Origin of the sequence: Kitasatospora sp. NPDC057518 (genome assembly GCF_042802075.1) — a bacterium.
Lineage (GTDB): Bacteria > Actinomycetota > Actinomycetes > Streptomycetales > Streptomycetaceae > Kitasatospora.
The window spans coordinates 1-16,402 of record NZ_JBHVEU010000182.1; the positions used below are offsets into that span (position 1 = coordinate 1).

Consider the following 16,402-nt stretch of genomic DNA (forward strand, 5'->3'; position numbering starts at 1 on the left):
TCCTCCCCCAGCAGGTTCTCCACCGGCACCCGGACGTCGGAGAAGGACAGCTCCCGGGTGTCGGAGGCGTTCCAGCCGACCTTGGAGGGTGCCGGTGGTCACTGGGCGACCTTCAGTCCGCGGTTCTTGAACTCGGCGAGGGTGGCCTGCTGCGCGGCGGTGAGCGACTCGTCGATGGTGCCGGTCCGGCCGGCGACCTTGCCGAAGGAGTCCTTCAGCGAGCCGTTGGTGACGCCCATCGCCGGGCCCCAGGTCCAGCCCGGCTTGACGGACTTGGCGGCGTCCGCGTAGAGGGCGTAGAGGTCCTGGCCGCCGTAGAAGTCGGTGTTGAAGGCCTGCTTGGCGGCCGGCACGAGCTCGGTGGCGGCCGGGTAGGCGGAGGAGGTGCCGGAGGAGATCCGGGCCTTGAAGCCGTCCGCGGTGGTGGTCGCCCAGGTGGCGAACTCGACGGCGGCCTTGGCCTTCTTGCTGTCCTTGGACACGGCGAAGGTGGTGCCGCCGAGCATGCCGCTGGCGGGGCTGCCGTCCCAGCTGGGCATCGGCGCGGCCGCCCAGGTGCCGTTGACCTCGGGGGCGGTGCCGAGGTTGGCCTTCAGGACGCCGCCGCCCCAGGTGGCGCCGAGGTAGCCGGCCGTCTCGCCCTTTTGCAGGGAGGCGGTCCACTGCTGGCTGAAGGACGGCATGACGCGCACGAGGTCCTCGTCGGCCAGCTTCTGCCAGTAGTCGGCGACCTTGCGGGTCTCCGGCCCGGTCAGGTCGGCCTTCCAGGCCTCGTCGGCGGCGGCGAACCAGTGGGCGCCGTTCTGCCAGGCCATCGCCTCGAAGGTGGTCGGGTCGTCGGGGAAGAAGGTGGCGATGCGGGTGTCGGGCTGGGCGGCCTTCAGCTGCTGCGCCGCGGTGCGGAACTCGTCCCAGGTCTTGGGGACGGTGATGCCGGCCTTGGCGAAGAGGTCCTTGCGGTAGTAGAAGACCTGGGGGGAGGCGTCCAGCGGCAGGGCCCAGGTGCGGCCGCCGAGCGAGGTGAGTTCGACGGCCTGCGGCAGGTACTTGGCCTTGAGGTCGCCGTCGACCAGCTTGCTGATGTCCTGGACGGCGCCCTGGCTGACGAAGTCCGGCAGCTGCGGGTACTCGACGTTGAAGACGTCGGGGGCGTTGCCGGCCTTCACCGCGTTGGAGAGCTTGGCGTAGCCGCCGGCCGCGCCGGCCGGGATCTCCTCGAAGACGACCTGGATGTTCGGGTGGCTCGCGTTGAACGCGGCGACCACGTCCTTGGTGCCCTTCGCCCAGCCCCAGAAGGTCAGGCTGACCGGCTTGCCGTCGTCCGCGGCGGTGGCCGCCGCCCCGTCGCCGCTGCTGCCGCAGGCGGCGAGCAGGGTGACGCAGAGCGCGGCCGAGGTGGCCGCGGCGGCGGTGCGGAGGGCTCTGCGCCGGGAGAGGGGGGTCGAGCGCATCGGTGGGCTCCTTAGGACGAGGGTGCACAGGGCCCGGAAACGGTCGGCTCCGGCCGGGACCCGCAGAGGGTGGGGGCGATTGGCTGTCATCCTGAGCAGATAGGCGATCGGAGTCAAGAGATTTGGATCAAATGATCTGACATGATCGACCTGCCGGGCTTCCGAAGCCGCCCTCGCGATCACTGGAATGCCGGAAAATCGGGGCAATACGCTGCCGCGGCGACAACATCACAATCCGATCAAGCCGCTCATTTGATCGCTCCAGCTTGACGAACGATCAGGCACTACCTAGATTCCGGCCCACCACCCGATCACGGAGGACCTCATGCGCCTGCCCCCGGAGGACCGCGACCTCAGCCCGCACACCGGCTGGACCAGGGAGCACTGGGAGGCGGTGGCCGACGGCCTGCTGACCGCGGTCCTCCCCCACGCCAGTCCCGCCGGGGCGCTGATCGACCTGCCCGGCCCCCGCCCGAGCCGCTCCGGGCGCCGCTCCGACGCCCTGGAGGGCTTCGCCCGCACCTTCCTGCCCGCCGCCCTGCGGGTGGCCGGCGCGGGCGGCACCGATCCGCACGGCCTGCTGGCGCACTACGCCGCCGGACTCGACGCCGGCACCCGCACCCCCACCGGCGAGCGCGACCTCGCCGACGGCGACCGCGAGTCCTGGCCGCTGATCACCGACCGGGGCCAGGCCATGGTCGAGGCCGCCTCCATCGCCTTCGCCCTGCGCCTGACCCGCCCCTGGCTCTGGGACCGGCTGTCCGGGCCCGTCCGCGACCGGGTCGGCCGCTGGCTCGCCGACGCCCTGCACCGCGTGCCCAACGACAACAACTGGCAGCTCTTCCCGCTGTCCGTCGGCGGCTTCCTCGCCGAGGCCGGCATCGCCGAACCCGAGGCCCGCGCCGCCGTCCGCCGCGGGCTGGAGCACATCGACCGCTGGTACCTCGGCGACGGCTGGTACACCGACGGCCGCCCCCGCGCCTTCGACCACTACAACGGCTGGGCCCTGCACCTGTACCCCGTCCTGCACGCCCACCTCGCCGGCGACCGGGCCCTGGGCGCCGTGTACGGCGAGCGCCTCGCCGCCCACCTGGCCGGCTACGCCCACACCTTCGGGGCCGACGGCGCGCCCGTCCACCAGGGCCGCTCGCTCACCTACCGCTTCGCCGCCACCGCCCCGCTCTGGGCCGGGGCTCTGACCGGCCACACCCCGCTCGCCCCCGGCACCACCCGCCGCCTCGCCTCCGGCGCCCTGCGCCACTTCCTCGACCGCGGCGCCGTCGACGACCGGGGCCTGCTCACCCTCGGCTGGCACGGACCCGACCTCCGGCTCGTCCAGGTCTACTCCGGCCCCGCCTCCCCGTACTGGGCCGGCAGCGCCTTCCTCGGCCTGCTGCTCCCGCCCGGCCACCCGGTGTGGACCGCGCCGGAGGGACTCGCACCCGTCGAGGAGCGCGACACCGTCCTCGCCCTGCACGGGCCCGGCTGGCTGGTGCAGTCCACCGCCGCCGACGGCCTGGTCCGGCTGCACAACCACGGCAGCGACGACCAGCCCGCCGACGCCGTGGGCCCGGACGACCCGTACTACGCGCGGCTCGCCCACTCCACCGCCACCGGGCCGGCCTTCGAGGGCCCCGCCGACAACCACCTCGCCCTGCTGACCGACGCCGGACCCACCGAACGCGGCCGCGTCCACCCGCTCGGCACCGGGCCCGGCTGGGCCGCCTCCCGCTGGCACCCGCGCGTCGGCGGCCGTGAACTGCCCGGCGTCACCGTCACCTCGCTCACCCTGGCCCACGGCGCCGAGGAGTTCCGGGCCCACCTGGTCACCGGCGGGCCGGCCGGCACCCCGGTCACCCAGACCGGCTGGGCCGTCGCGGGCCGGGGCGCCGGGCAGCGTGCCGGTGCCGGAGTGCGAGCCGACGGCGGGCAGCGCGCCGGTGCCGGTGTGCGGGCCGACGGCGGGCTCGCCTCGGAGCTGCACGCCCTGCGCGGCTTCACCACCGCCGGCGCCGAGCACGTCCCCGGCGGTACCGCGTTCGGCCCCGAGGCCGCCCTGCCGGTGCTCACCGGCGAGCTTCCCGCCGACGGCCCGGCCCTGTTCGCCTGCGCCGCCCGGCTCACCGCCGTCGCGCGGCCACCGGCGCTCGCGGACACCGTCCAGCTGACGGCCCGGCCGGACGGGCAGGACCCGGAGGCCGTCCTGCTGACCGTCCGCCTCGCCGGCGCACCGGGCCTGCGGATCCGCCTGGCACCCGCCGCCGTCACCGTCCACCCCGCCGAAGGGGACTGAACCGCCGTGCCCCTCGCCCTCGCCACCCTCGGCCTGCCCGGGACGCCGCTCGACCGGGCCGCCGCCCTCGCCGCCGAACACGGCTGGCACGGCCTCGAACTGCGCTGCGCCGACGACCAGCCGGTCCGCCTCGGGCTGGACGCGGACGAACGCCGCCGCGCCGCCCGCCTGCTGTCCACCGCCGGGGTCCTCCCTCTGACCCTCGCCTCCTACGTCGGCGTCGCCGCGCCCGGACCGGACGCGCCGGTGCTCGCCGCGCTGACCGCCCACCTGCGGCTGGCCGCCGACCTCGGCTGCCGCCACCTGCGGGTCTTCCCGCACGGCGGCCCCGGCCCGGCGGCCGAGGCCGACGAGCGCGCGGTCCGCCGCCTGCGCGCGGCGGCCCCGCGGGCGGCGGCCCTCGGCGTGCGGATCCTCGTCGAGACCCACGACTCCCACCGCGCCGGGGCAGCCCTGGCACCCCTGCTGAACCGGGTGGACCACCCCGCGGTCGGAGCGCTCTGGGACCTGCTGCACACCTGGCTGGCCGGCGAGACCCCGGCACGGACCCACCGCGCGCTCGGCCCCCACCTCGGCTACGCGCAGGTCAAGGACGTCGCCTCGGCGGACGACCTCACCCCGCTGCCGCTCGGCACCGGAGTGCTGCCGATCGCCGACTGCCTGCACCTGCTGCCGCCCGGCACCTGGGCGGCCTGGGAGTACGAGGCCCCCTGGCACCCACGCGCCGCGCCCCTGGCACCGCGGCTGGGCAGCGGGGCGCGCCACCTGTCCGCGCTGCTGCCGGGCTGAGGGCGCACACGGGTTCCTCAGGCCCTGTCCGGCCGAGGCGGCGCCGCGCCCCTCACCCCAGGGTCGCGGCGCCCGTCCGCGGGGCCGTCCGCTCGGCCCCGCAGGAAGCGCGCACGCGCAGGACCGGGAGCAGCGCCGTGCGGTGCACCGGCAGCTCGGCGCCCGCCGCCAGGCGGCGCAGCAGCAGGTCGACGGCCGCCGCGCCCACCGCGTGCTTGGGCGGGGCGACGGCGGTCAGCGGGGGCGCGGCGAGCGCGGCGAAGACGTCGTCGTAGGCGACCAGTGCCACGTCCGCGGGCACCGCCAGGCCGTGCGCGCGCAGCAGCGGCGCCAGCCGCAGCGCGTCCTGGTCGTTGTGGACGAGCAGCGCCCGGGTCCCGGACCGCGCGGCCTCGGCGATCCGTGCCACCAGCGGCTCGGGATCGGCCGGCAGGTTGCCCGGCCCGAGCATGTCCAGCGCCGGCAGGTCGGGCAGTCCGAGCAGCCGGGTGCCCTCCCGGTACCCGGCCCGCACCTCGGCGGCCGTCCAGGAGTCGCCGCGGGCGGCCAGCAGCACGCTCCCGTGGCCGAGCCCGGCCAGGTGGCGCAGGGCGCTCAGGACCCCGTGCCGGTGGTCGGAGGCCACGGTGTCCAGTCCAGCCCCGGGGCCGTCCGGGGTGGGGGAACGGCGCTCCACCAGCACGGCGGGCACCGGCAGGGCGTCCAGCCAGGCGTAGTCCTCGGCCGTCCGGCCCGGGACCAGCCCCGGGGCCAGCAGCAGGCCCTCGGCTCCGGACTCCAGCAGGCGTTCGGCCTGTAGCCGGTCGCCGCCCGCCCCGTACGGGGCGATGCCCAGGACCAGCCGGGCCCCGGCGGCCGCGGCGGCGGCCCGGGCCCCGGCGATCACCTCGTCGAAGTAGGAGCCGACCGAGGGCACCAGCAGGCCGAGGGCACGGCCCTGCCCGGGGCCGGGGGCGAGCGGCGGCCCGGCGCCGTCGTCCGGGCGTTCCAGGGAGACGAAGCCGTGCGAGCGGGAGAGCCGGCCGGCGTCGGCGAGCGCGGCGACGTCCCGGCGGACCGTCACGGCCGGGATGCCCAGCCGGTCGGCCAGCTCCGTGAGGCGGACCCGCCCGCCGAGCTCGCCGACGGCCGACACGATCAGCCTGCGGCGCTCTTCCCCCGAGATGGCCATTCCGGCCTCCATCCGTCGTGCCGGCCGACGCGTCGTCCGGAAGCGGTCAGCCGATGATATTCCGATCGAAGAGTATCGTTCGATCGGAAATTGATCAATAAAGCCGATGATCGCCGATCGATTGACCGTGCGATCACCGAACTCCTAGGGTGACCACGGTGGCCGCCGCCGATCCGCCCGCGGCCACCCGCGCAGCCGTGCGCCCGGACCCACCGAGGTCCCCACACCCCCCTCACTCCCGCTCCCCTCCCGCGGAGGACCCGATGGCCGACCAGGCCCCCCACCCCGCCCTCACCACCGACGGCGACACCTTCCTGCGCGGCGGACGTCCGCACCGGATCGTCTCCGCCGCCGTCCACTACTTCCGCATCCGCCCCCAACAGTGGACCGACCGCCTCACCCGGCTGCGCGCCATGGGCGTCAACACCGTCGAGACCTACGTCGCCTGGAACTTCCACCAGCCCACCCCCGGCCGCGCCGACTTCACCGGCGACCGCGACCTCGCCGCCTTCGTCCGCGCCGCCGGCGACCTCGGCCTCGACGTCATCGTCCGCCCGGGCCCCTACATCTGCGCCGAATGGGAGTTCGGCGGTCTGCCCGGCTGGCTGCTCGCCGACCCCGCGATGCGGCTGCGCCGCCTCGACCCGCCCTTCCTCGCCGCCGTGGACGCCTGGTTCGACCACCTGGTGCCCGTACTGCTCCCGCTGCTCTCCTCCCACGGCGGCCCGGTGGTCGCCGTCGCCGTGGAGAACGAGTACGGCAGCTACGGCAACGACACCGCCTACCTCGAACATCTGAGGGACGCCCTGGTCGCCCGCGGCGTCGACGTCCTGCTGTTCACCGCCGACGGTGCCGAGGACGGCTTCCAGCTCGGCGGCCGGGTGCCCGGACTCCTCACCACCGGCACCTTCGGCTCCCGCCCCGAGGAGTCCCTCGCCTGCCTGCGCCGCCACCAGCCGGTCGGCCCGCTGGTCACCATGGAGTACTGGTGCGGCTGGTTCGACCACTGGGGCGCACCGCACCACGTGCGCGACGCCGAGGACGCCGCCGAGGTCCTCGACGCCCAGCTCGCCGCCGGCGCCTCCGTCAACATGTACATGGGCCACGGCGGCACCAACTTCGGCTGGTGGAACGGCGCCAACCACGACGGCACGAGCTACCAGCCGGACGTCACCAGCTACGACTACGACGCCCCGGTCGGCGAAGCCGGCGAACTCACCGAGAAGTTCCACCTCTTCCGCGCGGTGATCGAACGCCACCTCGGCCCCAACCCCCACCCGCTGCCGCCGCTGCCCGCCCGCCTCGCCCCCCGCAGCGCCCCCGTCACCGCCGGCCGCCCGCTGCTCGGCGCCGGCGGCGCCCTCGGCGAACTCTCCACCGCGCACCGCCTCCCCGAGCCCCTCCCGATGGAGCGGCTCGGCCAGAACCTCGGCCTCATCCACTACCGCACCCGCCTGCGCGGCCCGCTCGCCCACGGTGAACTGCGGGTGGACGGCCTCGCCGACCGCGCCCAGGTCTTCCTCGACGGCGAACCCCTCGGCGTCCTCGACCGCAACCACCCCGAACAGGCCCTGCCGCTGCGGGTGCCCGAGGGCGGCGCCGTCCTGGAACTGCTCGTCGAGAACCTCGGCCGGATCAACTACGGCCCGCTGCTGCACGACCCCAAGGGCATCACCGGCGGTGTCCGGGTCGACCGGCAGTACCAGTTCGGCTGGGAGATACGCCCGCTGCCCCTCGACGACCTGACGGCCCTCGCCCTCGGCGCGCCCTCCACCGCCGACGGCCCCGGCTTCCACCGCGCCGAACTGACCGTCGACACCCCCGCCGACGGCTTCCTCGCCCTGCCCGGCTTCACCAAGGGCATGGTCTGGCTGAACGGCTTCGCGCTCGGCCGCTACTGGGACCGCGGCCCGCAGCGCACCCTCTACGCCCCCGCGCCGCTCTGGCGGGCCGGCGCCAACGAGCTGCTGGTCCTCGAACTCCACCGCCCGGGCGACCGCGTCGAACTGGTCGAGGGCCCCGACCTCGGCCCCGCCGTCCCCGAGGAGCGCTACGGCTCCTGACCCCTCCCGCCCCGCGGGCGCGCGCCGGCCCCCGGCCCGGGCCCGCGGGGAACCCGCACCGGCCGTCCGCCCGGTGACCGAATGGTAGGTTCCTGTCCACCTCGACAGACCGGCCCACCGACAGGGAGTGCCATGCCGATCCCGGCGGACGATCGCCGCGCCCGCATCCTCGACACGGTGCGCGGCCTGGGCACCGTCCGGGTGGTGGACCTCGCCGAGCGGCTCGGCCTGCCCGCCGTCACCGTCCGCCGGGACGTCGCGGGCCTCGCCGACGCGGGCCTGCTCCGCCGCACCCACGGCTCCGTCTCCTTCGGCGGCCCCGCGGACGCCCCCGCCCCCGTGCCGCCCCGGCCCGTCGAGGCCCCCACCCTGGGCCTGCTCGTCCCCGCCGTGGTGCAGTACTTCGACGAGGTCATCGCCGGCGCGCGCACCGCCGCTGCCGAGGCCGGCGCGCACCTGGTCCTCGGCATCTCCTCCTACGAGGCCAGCGCCGACCGCGTCCAGGTCGACCAGCTCCTCGCCTCCGGCGCCCAGGGCCTTCTGCTCGCCCCGAACTGGACCGCCGCCGACCGCCCCGAGGACCACGCCTGGGCGGCCGAACTCCCCGTCCCCGCCGTCCTGCTGGAACGACGCCCGGCCCCCGGCAGCCCCGCCGCGGCCCTCGACGCGGTCGGCTCCGACCACCGCCACGGCGTCCTGCTCGCCTTGCGCCACCTCACCTCCCTCGGCCACCGCCGGGTGGCCCTGGCGGCCCGCACCGACACCTGGACGGCCTACCAGGTCCGCCTGGGCTACACCGACGCCTGCCGCACCCTCGACCTGCCCGCCGAACCCGTCATCGACGTCCGCACCCCGGCCGCCGGCGTCGACGCCGTCGCCGCCCGGCTCGCCGAGGCGGTCGCCGACGGGGTCCGCGCCGCCCTCGTGCACAACGACCAGGACGCCCTGCAACTGCTGCCCCTGCTGCGCACCCGCGGCGTACGGATCCCCGAGGACCTCGCCCTGGTCGCCTACGACGACGTGTTCGCCGCCCTCGGCGCCCCGCCGCTGACCGCCGTGGCCCCGCCCAAGCGCGCCGTAGGCGCCGCCGCGGTGGACCTCCTGGTCCGCCGGCTGGCCGCCACCGGCCCCGCCCTGCCGGTGCACCACCTGGACCTCCTGCCGGACCTGACGGTGCGCGAGTCCTCCGGAGCCTGAGCGGGCGATGAAGGGGTACTTCATCCCCATTGGCCCGGCGCGGCTGAGCCGGTTCGAGGAGATCGGCCGCAGGCTCGGCTACCACGAGTGGGTCGTCGAGGACGGCAGTCTCAACATCTGGTCGGACCTGGAAGACTGACCGGGACATCGCTCCGGCGCCGGTGACGATCAGGGCCACCGGCGGGTACCCGGTCAGGGCCTCGGGTCGAGCGCGGGGCTGAGCCCGATGTCCTCTGACACGCGATCCTGACCGATTGCCAAGTGATCCTGACCAGCGCGGTGAAGTGCTCGCCGGTACGGGCTGTCACTGTCCCGCCGTACGCTCCCCCGAGCTGGAAGAGCCAGCCGGTCCGGGATTCCCGGGGCCGGCGGCGAGAAGGGTGCGGGACACGTGAGCTGGGATCCAGTCGGGACGGAGCAGCCGTGAGCCGATCGGACGAAATCCGTGGACACCCGCCGCCGGGGTGCCGGCCGGAGAGCCGGTGGGCTGAACACTGACTGCCGCCCGGGACCGGCGAGCGCGAGGGAACGAGGAGACCTGGTGAACCACGGAATGAGCGTGCTGCTCCGGGCGGTTCCGCTGCTCATGGGCGCGGTGTCGGCCGCGCTCGGCGGCTACGTCCTCGCGCACTCCACCGGGCCGAGCGCCCGGGTCGCGGGCCTGACGCTGGTCTTCCTGGCCGCCGTCTGTCTCTGCCTGTTCGCCGTCGCGGCGACCGTCGTGCGGCAACTGATCGGCCGTTTCGGCGCGTTGGACCGGATCGGCTACCCGGCGTTCGGCTTCGCGGTGTCCGGTGCCGCCGTCGGCTACGGGCTGGGCCTGCTGGCGGAGAGCCACCGGCCGGTGGCCGACTTCGTGGCCGGCAGCGTGGTCCTCGGCATCGGCCTGGTCTGTGTGTGCGTCTCGTCGGTGGCCGCGGTCGCCACCCGCTTCACGCTGATCGGGCAGAACGCCGTCCTGCCGGAGGGTTCCCCGCCGCGCTCGCCCGCGCCGTTCGGCCGGTCCGCGGCCCGGGCGCTGGTGGCGGTCCCGGTCCTTGCGGCCGCCGCCGCCTGGGCGTGGGCGACCGTCATGCTGGCCAACGGGGGCGGCGGGGACTCGGACGGGCGCTTCACGGCCGGGCACGTGGTGGTCGACCAGGCGATCGTCTGCACCGCCCTGACCGGGCTGGTGATCACCCTGCTGCGGCAGACCCGGAACACGTACACCCGGCGGGAGCGGGTCTGGTGGCTCGTCCCTGCCGCCGTGCTCGGCGCCATGGACATCACCGGGGGCCTGGTCGTCGTCGCCCTGGACCCCCGGCCCGGTCAACTGGCCACCGGGTACGTGCAGATCGGGCTGGGCCTGCTGTGCTGGACGGTGCTGAGCGCGGTGCTGCTGCTCGCCCTCGGCTGGCGCCGTGCCGCGCCGCCGGCCGGCCGCGCCCCGCTGGTCCCGGTCGGCACCACACTGCTGTGCCTGTTCATGTCGGCGTTCCTGTTCGAGTCGGCCGACCCGGACGTGACGGTCGCGGCCCGGGTCCTGGTCGGCCTCGGCGCCGTCTGCTTCTCGCTGTTCGCCGTGGTCTCCGTCCTGGAGGCCGGCGTCGCCGACCGGAACTGACCGACCGCGAAGGTGGCACACGCGGAGAAAGAGGCCCGAAACCTCGCCGCAGCCACCCAGTACCGCGAGCGGGAAGGGCACCTCAACGTGCCGCGCAGACACAAGGAGACCCTGCGACTCACCGACGGGAGCACCGCCGAGATCGGCCTCGGCCACCAGGAGCCGCTCCGCTCCGAAACAGAACCAGAACGGCCACCCCACAGAGCGCCGGCCGACCGCGCGCAGCCGCCGGGGCGTCCCGGGCCACCGGGTCGGATCGCGGGTCGGGACCGCGGTGCGGCAGTGCGGTACGGATCCTTCTGTCCAGAGGAAACGCGCGGCCGCCGCCGAGGTGGTCCGGGGATGAGAAAGGGTCCAACCACTGCGACCGGGATCATCGGGCCCGCCGCCCGGGACCCGGCCGGCAACGCGGGGACAGACCCGGACGGGACAGCGGCGAACACCCCGGGCAGCGAGCACCACCACAGCCCGGCCCGGACGGTGCAGCCAGCGGACCCGCGCACGTCCCGGCTCCGGGCGGCGGGGCAGGCCGAGCTCGGCGGCAGCCGCGTCCAGCCCGGCCGTACCTTCCAACCGCCACGACGTGCGGGGCCGTCAGCGAGCGGGGCCGATACGGGGACGCGGGATGCTCAGCGGAGTGCTTCGAGCAGGGGAACGGTCTGCTCCGGTCCGGGCAGGGCGTTGGTCTCGCGCTGAAGCCGCTCGGCGGCATGGCGGTAGCCTTCGTCGGCCAGTACCGCCGACACCGTCTCGCGCACCTCGTCCGGGGTCACGGTGACCGGGTCCAGCACCCGGGCGGTACCGAGTTCGACGCACCGCCGCGCGTTGTACGGCTGGTCCGCGCCGAGCGGCAACAGCACCGAGGGCAGGCCGTGGGCGAGCGTGCCGAGCAGGCTGCCGGAGCCGCCGTGCGAGACCACCAGGCTGCACTGCGACAGCAGTTGATCCTGCGGGACGAAGCGCTCGATCCGGACGTTCGGCGGCATTGGCCCGAACAGTGTGGGGTCGACCTGGGAGCCGACCGTCGTGACCACGTTCGCCGCGAGTCCCTGGAGCCCGGTCAGGACCCGGGCGAACAGCTCGGTGCTGGTGTAGACGGTGCCGAGCGTGAAGTACACGGTGGGGGTGTCCCGCACGGGGGCTGCGGGTACGGCCGGGCCCGGCCGGAACGCGAACGCGTGGGCGGGCAACGGGAAGCGCGGGTCCCGGAAGGCGTGCGGGGACGGCGACAGGACCACGTCCCGGTCCAGCATCGCGAGCCCGGGGTCGGCCGGCAGGCCGTACTCGGAGCGCAGCTCGTGCAGCGGCCCCGCGACGACCTCCTTGCGCAGGAAGCCCCCGGCGGCCAGCACGATGACGGTCGCACAGGGTATCCCGAGCACCTCGGCCGCGATCGAGCTGCCGAAGTCGACCTCGTCGCGCACCAGGACATCGGGCTTCCAATCGCGGGCGATGTCCAGCACCGCAGCAGCCTGCCGTCTCCCGCCGCGCCGGGCGAAGCCCTCGGCGAGCTGCCGCAGGTCAGCCGCCGGATCGGGTACGTCGACGGGCACGGCCGCCGCGCCCGCGGAACCCGCCGTACTCACCCGCGGCTCGCTGGTGGCGAAGGCGGTGAACCCGGCCGCCGTGATCTCGGCCGTTCTGCCGCCGCTGCCCGCGACCGCGACGGTGTGCCCGGCGGCCTGCGCCGCGCGGGCCACCGGGATGAGGGGGCGGAAGTGGCCGCTGCCACCGATGAACGTGAACAGGATGCGCATCGGGCGAGGCTACCGAGCCGTCCGCGGGCAGAACGGCCAGCCCCTGCTCCCCTGACCACCCACAGGTTCTCCCGACCGACCCGAACATCGGTCCCAGATTCTGCAAGCCCTCAGGCCACAGCCCATGAACGATCAATCACGGCAGCAGAACCACAGGCCAGACAACCAGGATCTCAAGTCCCAGATCCTGCAAGTCCCCTGCTCAACGCATGATCAATCGACAGGATCTTTCAAAACACACCGGAACGGAGCAGCCGAGCGGTCCGCTGGGCGCGCGGGGCATCCTCCCGTGAGTTGATGCGTCTTGGGCCCACTCTCATGAGCGGCCGGGTGGGCCCGTGGTTCAGCGCTCGATGGGTTGAAGGGCGAGGCGATCGACCGCGTCCCGCGCGAGCTCCCAGGCGTCCAGGAGCAGCTCCTGCTGTGAGCGCAGGCCGGGCAGCAGGGTCACGGATGCGCCGTCGGCGCCGCGGCTGACCGCACCGTCGATGCCAAGGGCGGTGCTCCCGTGGACGGTGGCACCTGGACGGTCTCCATCAGCGGGCCGACGGCTTCGTGCGGGCCGGTACGCGTCCGCCGGACGGCACCGATCCGGCCTTCGGCCGCGGCCTCCTCCTCGGCGGCCGGCAGGGCGAACGCCTCATCACCGGGCCGCTCGCACGCCAGCGGTGCCGTCACCGCGTCGACGGCGCGCCGGCTCCCGCGGGTGGTCTCCCGGTCGGTCTGCTCGGTCACCCGTGTCCGTTGACAGGCGACCTCGACCGACTGCCCGGCGGGTTCGCTCAGATCAGGTGTAGACGTCCCGGCTGTACTCCTCGCGGCTCAGCCGGAAGTCACCGGGCCGATCACGGCGGAGCTCCTCGTACCGCTGTGTGAATACGTCGAGTGCTTCATGGAGCGTGCAGCCGGACGCGTCCCGGATCGCCCTGATCGCACGGCCTATCCGGCGGTCCAGGATGTCGCGGTCCACGCCCTCGGGCAGCTCTTCCATGAGCTGACCGTACCGACAGTTCGACTGCACCGGTCAATATCGCCCGTCAAACGGTCATGACCGCCTGTCGGACGACACCGCCGGCGAGACCGTCCGGATCGTACGGGTGGCCTACTACGCGCCCGACCGGGGTCGGCGACGGCCTCGTCGATCGCGTCGGCGGAGTCCCGGTCGACGGCCGGGTGGACGCGGCCGCGGTAGGCGACGATGGCCCGTCGCCCGCCGGAGACTCTCCAAGGCGTCTCTGCCCGCCCGTGCCCATCGTGTTGAACGAAGGGCGGCGGTCGGGCGGCGTGGCCGCCTTCCGGAGCAGGTGGTGCGCAGCGGCGGCCACCGGCAGCGGCATACCGCGGTGACACGGCCGACGGCTCGGCGACGGCTTCCTCGGGGCGGCGGCAACCGGAGGCCGTGCGGCTGCGTCCACCCGGATGCGAACGGTCGCCCGACCATCGTTGCTCCTGGGGGGATTTCCGTACATGCCGATCAACGACGCCGTCTTTGCGCCACCGCCGCCCGGTGCCCTGACGCCCTGCCCGAGCTGCGCGCTGACCGACCAGGTCCGCAGTGTGCCGGCGGTCCACCTGGGCGAGCGGCGGAACGTCACCGTGCGCTCCTCCGGCCGCGACGGCCGCGTTGAGACCCGCGAGGAGGTCTCCGCCCTCGGCCGGGCCCTGGCGCCCGCGCCGCCCGCGGTCGGCACGGCGGTCCAGACGCTGGCATCCCTGGGCTTCGTGACGCTGGTCGGGGCGGTCTTCACCTTCGTCCAGGGGACCATGGCGCGCGACGCGCCCGTCGCCCGGAAGCCCGACCTCTCGCCGCCGGACTGGGTGACCGCGCACCCGGGGTTCCCGAACGACTTCCCCACCGACCTCCTCCCGGGCGACCTTCCGAAGGCCGCTCCGGCTTCCCCGGCCACGGACACGGCGGCCGCGCTCGCCGACGCGAACGACGCGCTGGTCCCGCTCTGGGGGTCGTGTCTGATCCTGGCCGTCGCGATCGCCCTGCTGGCGGGCGCGACCGCGCTGTTCCTCGCCAGGCGGCGGCACCTGGCAGGCCGGCCCCGGGCCGAACGGCTCTGGAACCAGGCCTGGTACTGCGCCCGTTGCGGCACCACGCACTTCCCGCCCACCGCCGGCCAGGGCGCCGGGTCGCTCGGCCTCGCGGAGTTCCGCAAGACGGTCTGGACAGCGGGCGGCTACGGCGACCTCGCCGACCGGTACCGGCCGTAGCCGGGTCCGGCAGGACCCGAGAGGTCGGCGGGATCCAAGGGGTCGGCAGGCCGTGCTCCCGCTGACCACCCACCACTTCGCCGAAGGCAGGGAAGACACCGTGCGCCCGGACGGGCTGCTTCGCCACGGGCGCGCCAGCGGCTCCCGACGGGCCGAGCGGCGGCGCGCGGGGACCCGGCGGGCGGACCGGCGGCGGGGACGGCGGCCGGACGGCCCCCGCCCGGCGGCCGGACGCGCCTACCTCGGCCCGACCAGCCCGCACTCGTACGCGAAGATCACCGCCTGCACCCGGTCCCGCAGGCCCAGCTTGGCCATGACCCGGCCGAGATGCTTCTTCACCGTGGGCTCCGCGAGGCCGAGGGCGGCGGCGAGTTCCGTGTTGGTCAGGCCGCGGGCGGCCCCCAGCAGGACCTCCCGCTCGCGCGCGGTCAGCACGCGCAGCCGCTCCGCGTCGCCCCCTCCCCCGCCCCCACCCCCGTCTCCGGCGGCGGGGAGCCGGTGGGCGAAGCGGTCCAGCAGCAGCCGGGTCACCCGAGGGGAGACCACGGCGTCCCCCCGGGCCACGTCGCGGATCGCCCCCAGCAGCTCCTCCGGCCGGCTGTTCTTCAGCAGGAAGCCGGAGGCCCCGGCGCGCAGCGCCTCGACGGCGTACGCCTCCAGGTCGAAGGTCGTGAGCACCAGCACCCGCGTCCCGGGCACCTCGCGCAGCAGCCGCCGGGTCGCCCCGATGCCGTCGGTGCCCGGCATCCGCACGTCCATCAGCACCACGTCCGGCCGCAGCCGCCGCGCCAGCTCCACCGCCGCCGCCCCGTCGGCCGCCTCCCCGACCGGCTCCATGTCCGGCTCGGCGCGCAGGATCATGCCGAACGCCAGCCGCAGCAGCTCCTCGTCGTCCACCAGCAGCACCCGGACGCTCACGGCGCGCCCCCGGGATCCAGCCGTACGAAGACCCGCCAGCCGCCGCCCGGCCGCGGGCCCGCCTCCAGCACCCCGCCGAAGGCCGCGGCGCGCTCCCGCATCCCCGTGAGACCCCGCCCGGACCCGGCGGATCCCGGCCGCCCGGTCCCTGCGGCCCGCCCGTCGTCGGTCACCTCGACCGTGACCGCCCCCGGCGCGCAGGACACCCGCACCTCGGCGCGCGACCCCTGCGGCGCGTGGCGCAGCGCGTTGGTCAGCGACTCCTGGACGAGCCGGTGCACCGTCAGCTGCGCCGCGGCCGGCACCCGGGCGGCCTCGCCGTCCACCCGCAGCCGGGTCACGAGGCCCGCCGCCTCCATCTGCTCGCACAACGCCCTGAGCTGCCCGATCCCCGGCGGCGACCGCCGGTCGTCCCCGGGCCCCGTGTGGGGACCGGCGTCGGGACCGGTGTCCTGGAGCAGGCCCAGCGCCCGCCGCATGTCGGTCAGCGCCTGCCGCCCGGTCTGCGCGATCCGGGCCGTCACGGCGCAGGCGTCGGCCGGCCTCGCGTGCCCGAGCGCGTCCGCCAGCGCCACCACCACTGACAGGCCGTGCGTCACGCTGTCGTGCAACTCCCGCGCGATCCGGGCGCGTTCCTCCTCCACCGCCCGGCGCTCCCGCTCGTCGCGGTCCAGTTCCAGCCGCGCCAGCCGCTCCGCCCGCGCGGCCCGCCGGATCCGGGCGTTCGCCCCGAGCAGCGCGCTCGCGGCGACCGCCGCCGTCATCGCGGCGGCCGAGGCGGGGAACCGGCCCTCGGGCGCCCAGCGCGCCGCCGCCAGCACCGCCCCGGCCACCGCCACCAGAGCCGCCGCCCACGCCGACCGGTACGGCGCCCGCGCGGTCACCGTCCCGAGGGCGACCAGCAACGCCGCGTCGGCGGGCAGCTGAACACCCAGCAGCC

14 protein-coding genes are annotated in these 16,402 nt (G+C 75.4%); 7 read left to right on the forward strand and 7 right to left on the reverse strand.

Features of this window, described 5'->3' with window-relative positions; genetic code table 11:
* Window positions 1–98: 98 nt before the first annotated feature.
* Window positions 99–1,451, reverse strand: coding sequence for an ABC transporter substrate-binding protein (locus ACFU7Z_RS19850; protein WP_079272882.1), 1,353 nt, complete (start codon window positions 1,449–1,451; stop codon window positions 99–101).
* 325 nt (window positions 1,452–1,776) lie between these two features.
* Between ACFU7Z_RS19850 and ACFU7Z_RS19855 the strand changes: the two genes are divergently transcribed.
* Window positions 1,777–3,744 carry a DUF2264 domain-containing protein gene (locus tag ACFU7Z_RS19855; protein ID WP_380778547.1) on the forward strand — a complete coding sequence of 656 codons (1,968 nt, stop codon included), beginning with the start codon at window positions 1,777–1,779 and terminating at the stop codon, window positions 3,742–3,744.
* Window positions 3,745–3,750: 6 nt separating this feature from the next.
* Window positions 3,751–4,533: a sugar phosphate isomerase/epimerase gene (locus ACFU7Z_RS19860; RefSeq protein WP_074006088.1), complete on the forward strand. Its 783-nt coding sequence runs from the start codon at window positions 3,751–3,753 to the stop codon at window positions 4,531–4,533.
* Window positions 4,534–4,585: 52 nt separating this feature from the next.
* On the opposite strand, the gene ACFU7Z_RS19865 is transcribed toward ACFU7Z_RS19860, so the two are convergent.
* Window positions 4,586–5,704: a substrate-binding domain-containing protein gene (locus tag ACFU7Z_RS19865; RefSeq protein ID WP_380778549.1), complete on the reverse strand. Its 1,119-nt coding sequence runs from the start codon at window positions 5,702–5,704 to the stop codon at window positions 4,586–4,588.
* A gap of 263 nt (window positions 5,705–5,967) precedes the next feature.
* Between ACFU7Z_RS19865 and ACFU7Z_RS19870 the strand changes: the two genes are divergently transcribed.
* From ACFU7Z_RS19870 to ACFU7Z_RS19885, 4 genes are all read left to right on the forward strand, one after another.
* On the forward strand, window positions 5,968–7,767 hold the full coding sequence (locus ACFU7Z_RS19870) for a beta-galactosidase family protein (RefSeq protein ID WP_049655682.1): 1,800 nt from the start codon (window positions 5,968–5,970) through the stop codon (window positions 7,765–7,767).
* A gap of 132 nt (window positions 7,768–7,899) precedes the next feature.
* Window positions 7,900–8,964, forward strand: coding sequence for a substrate-binding domain-containing protein (locus tag ACFU7Z_RS19875; protein ID WP_380778552.1), 1,065 nt, complete (start codon window positions 7,900–7,902; stop codon window positions 8,962–8,964).
* Window positions 8,965–8,971: 7 nt separating this feature from the next.
* The gene (locus tag ACFU7Z_RS19880; RefSeq protein WP_380778554.1) at window positions 8,972–9,103 is read left to right on the forward strand and encodes a hypothetical protein; all 132 of its coding nucleotides are present in this window, start codon (window positions 8,972–8,974) and stop codon (window positions 9,101–9,103) included.
* Window positions 9,104–9,505: 402 nt separating this feature from the next.
* Window positions 9,506–10,567 carry a DUF2776 family protein gene (locus ACFU7Z_RS19885; RefSeq protein WP_380778556.1) on the forward strand — a complete coding sequence of 354 codons (1,062 nt, stop codon included), beginning with the start codon at window positions 9,506–9,508 and terminating at the stop codon, window positions 10,565–10,567.
* Window positions 10,568–11,196: 629 nt separating this feature from the next.
* On the opposite strand, the gene ACFU7Z_RS19890 is transcribed toward ACFU7Z_RS19885, so the two are convergent.
* From ACFU7Z_RS19890 to ACFU7Z_RS19900, 3 genes are all read right to left on the reverse strand, one after another.
* Window positions 11,197–12,324 (reverse strand): glycosyltransferase, encoded by a 1,128-nt coding sequence (locus ACFU7Z_RS19890; RefSeq protein WP_380778558.1) that lies wholly within the window; start codon window positions 12,322–12,324, stop codon window positions 11,197–11,199.
* A gap of 447 nt (window positions 12,325–12,771) precedes the next feature.
* Complete coding sequence (locus tag ACFU7Z_RS19895) at window positions 12,772–13,059, reverse strand: hypothetical protein (RefSeq protein WP_380778560.1); 288 nt, start codon at window positions 13,057–13,059, stop codon at window positions 12,772–12,774.
* 52 nt (window positions 13,060–13,111) lie between these two features.
* The gene (locus tag ACFU7Z_RS19900) at window positions 13,112–13,315 is read right to left on the reverse strand and encodes a hypothetical protein (RefSeq protein ID WP_049655692.1); all 204 of its coding nucleotides are present in this window, start codon (window positions 13,313–13,315) and stop codon (window positions 13,112–13,114) included.
* Window positions 13,316–13,791: 476 nt separating this feature from the next.
* Between ACFU7Z_RS19900 and ACFU7Z_RS19905 the strand changes: the two genes are divergently transcribed.
* Entirely contained in the window at window positions 13,792–14,544 is a 753-nt protein-coding gene (locus tag ACFU7Z_RS19905; protein ID WP_380778563.1) for a hypothetical protein, read from the forward strand.
* A gap of 237 nt (window positions 14,545–14,781) precedes the next feature.
* Here ACFU7Z_RS19905 and ACFU7Z_RS19910 read toward each other — a convergent pair whose 3' ends face one another.
* Window positions 14,782–15,462: a response regulator gene (locus ACFU7Z_RS19910; RefSeq protein ID WP_380778565.1), complete on the reverse strand. Its 681-nt coding sequence runs from the start codon at window positions 15,460–15,462 to the stop codon at window positions 14,782–14,784.
* The coding region (locus ACFU7Z_RS19915) for a sensor histidine kinase (protein WP_380778567.1) at window positions 15,459–16,402 on the reverse strand (944 nt) is incomplete at its 5' end. The genes ACFU7Z_RS19915 and ACFU7Z_RS19910, both read right to left, overlap by 4 nt.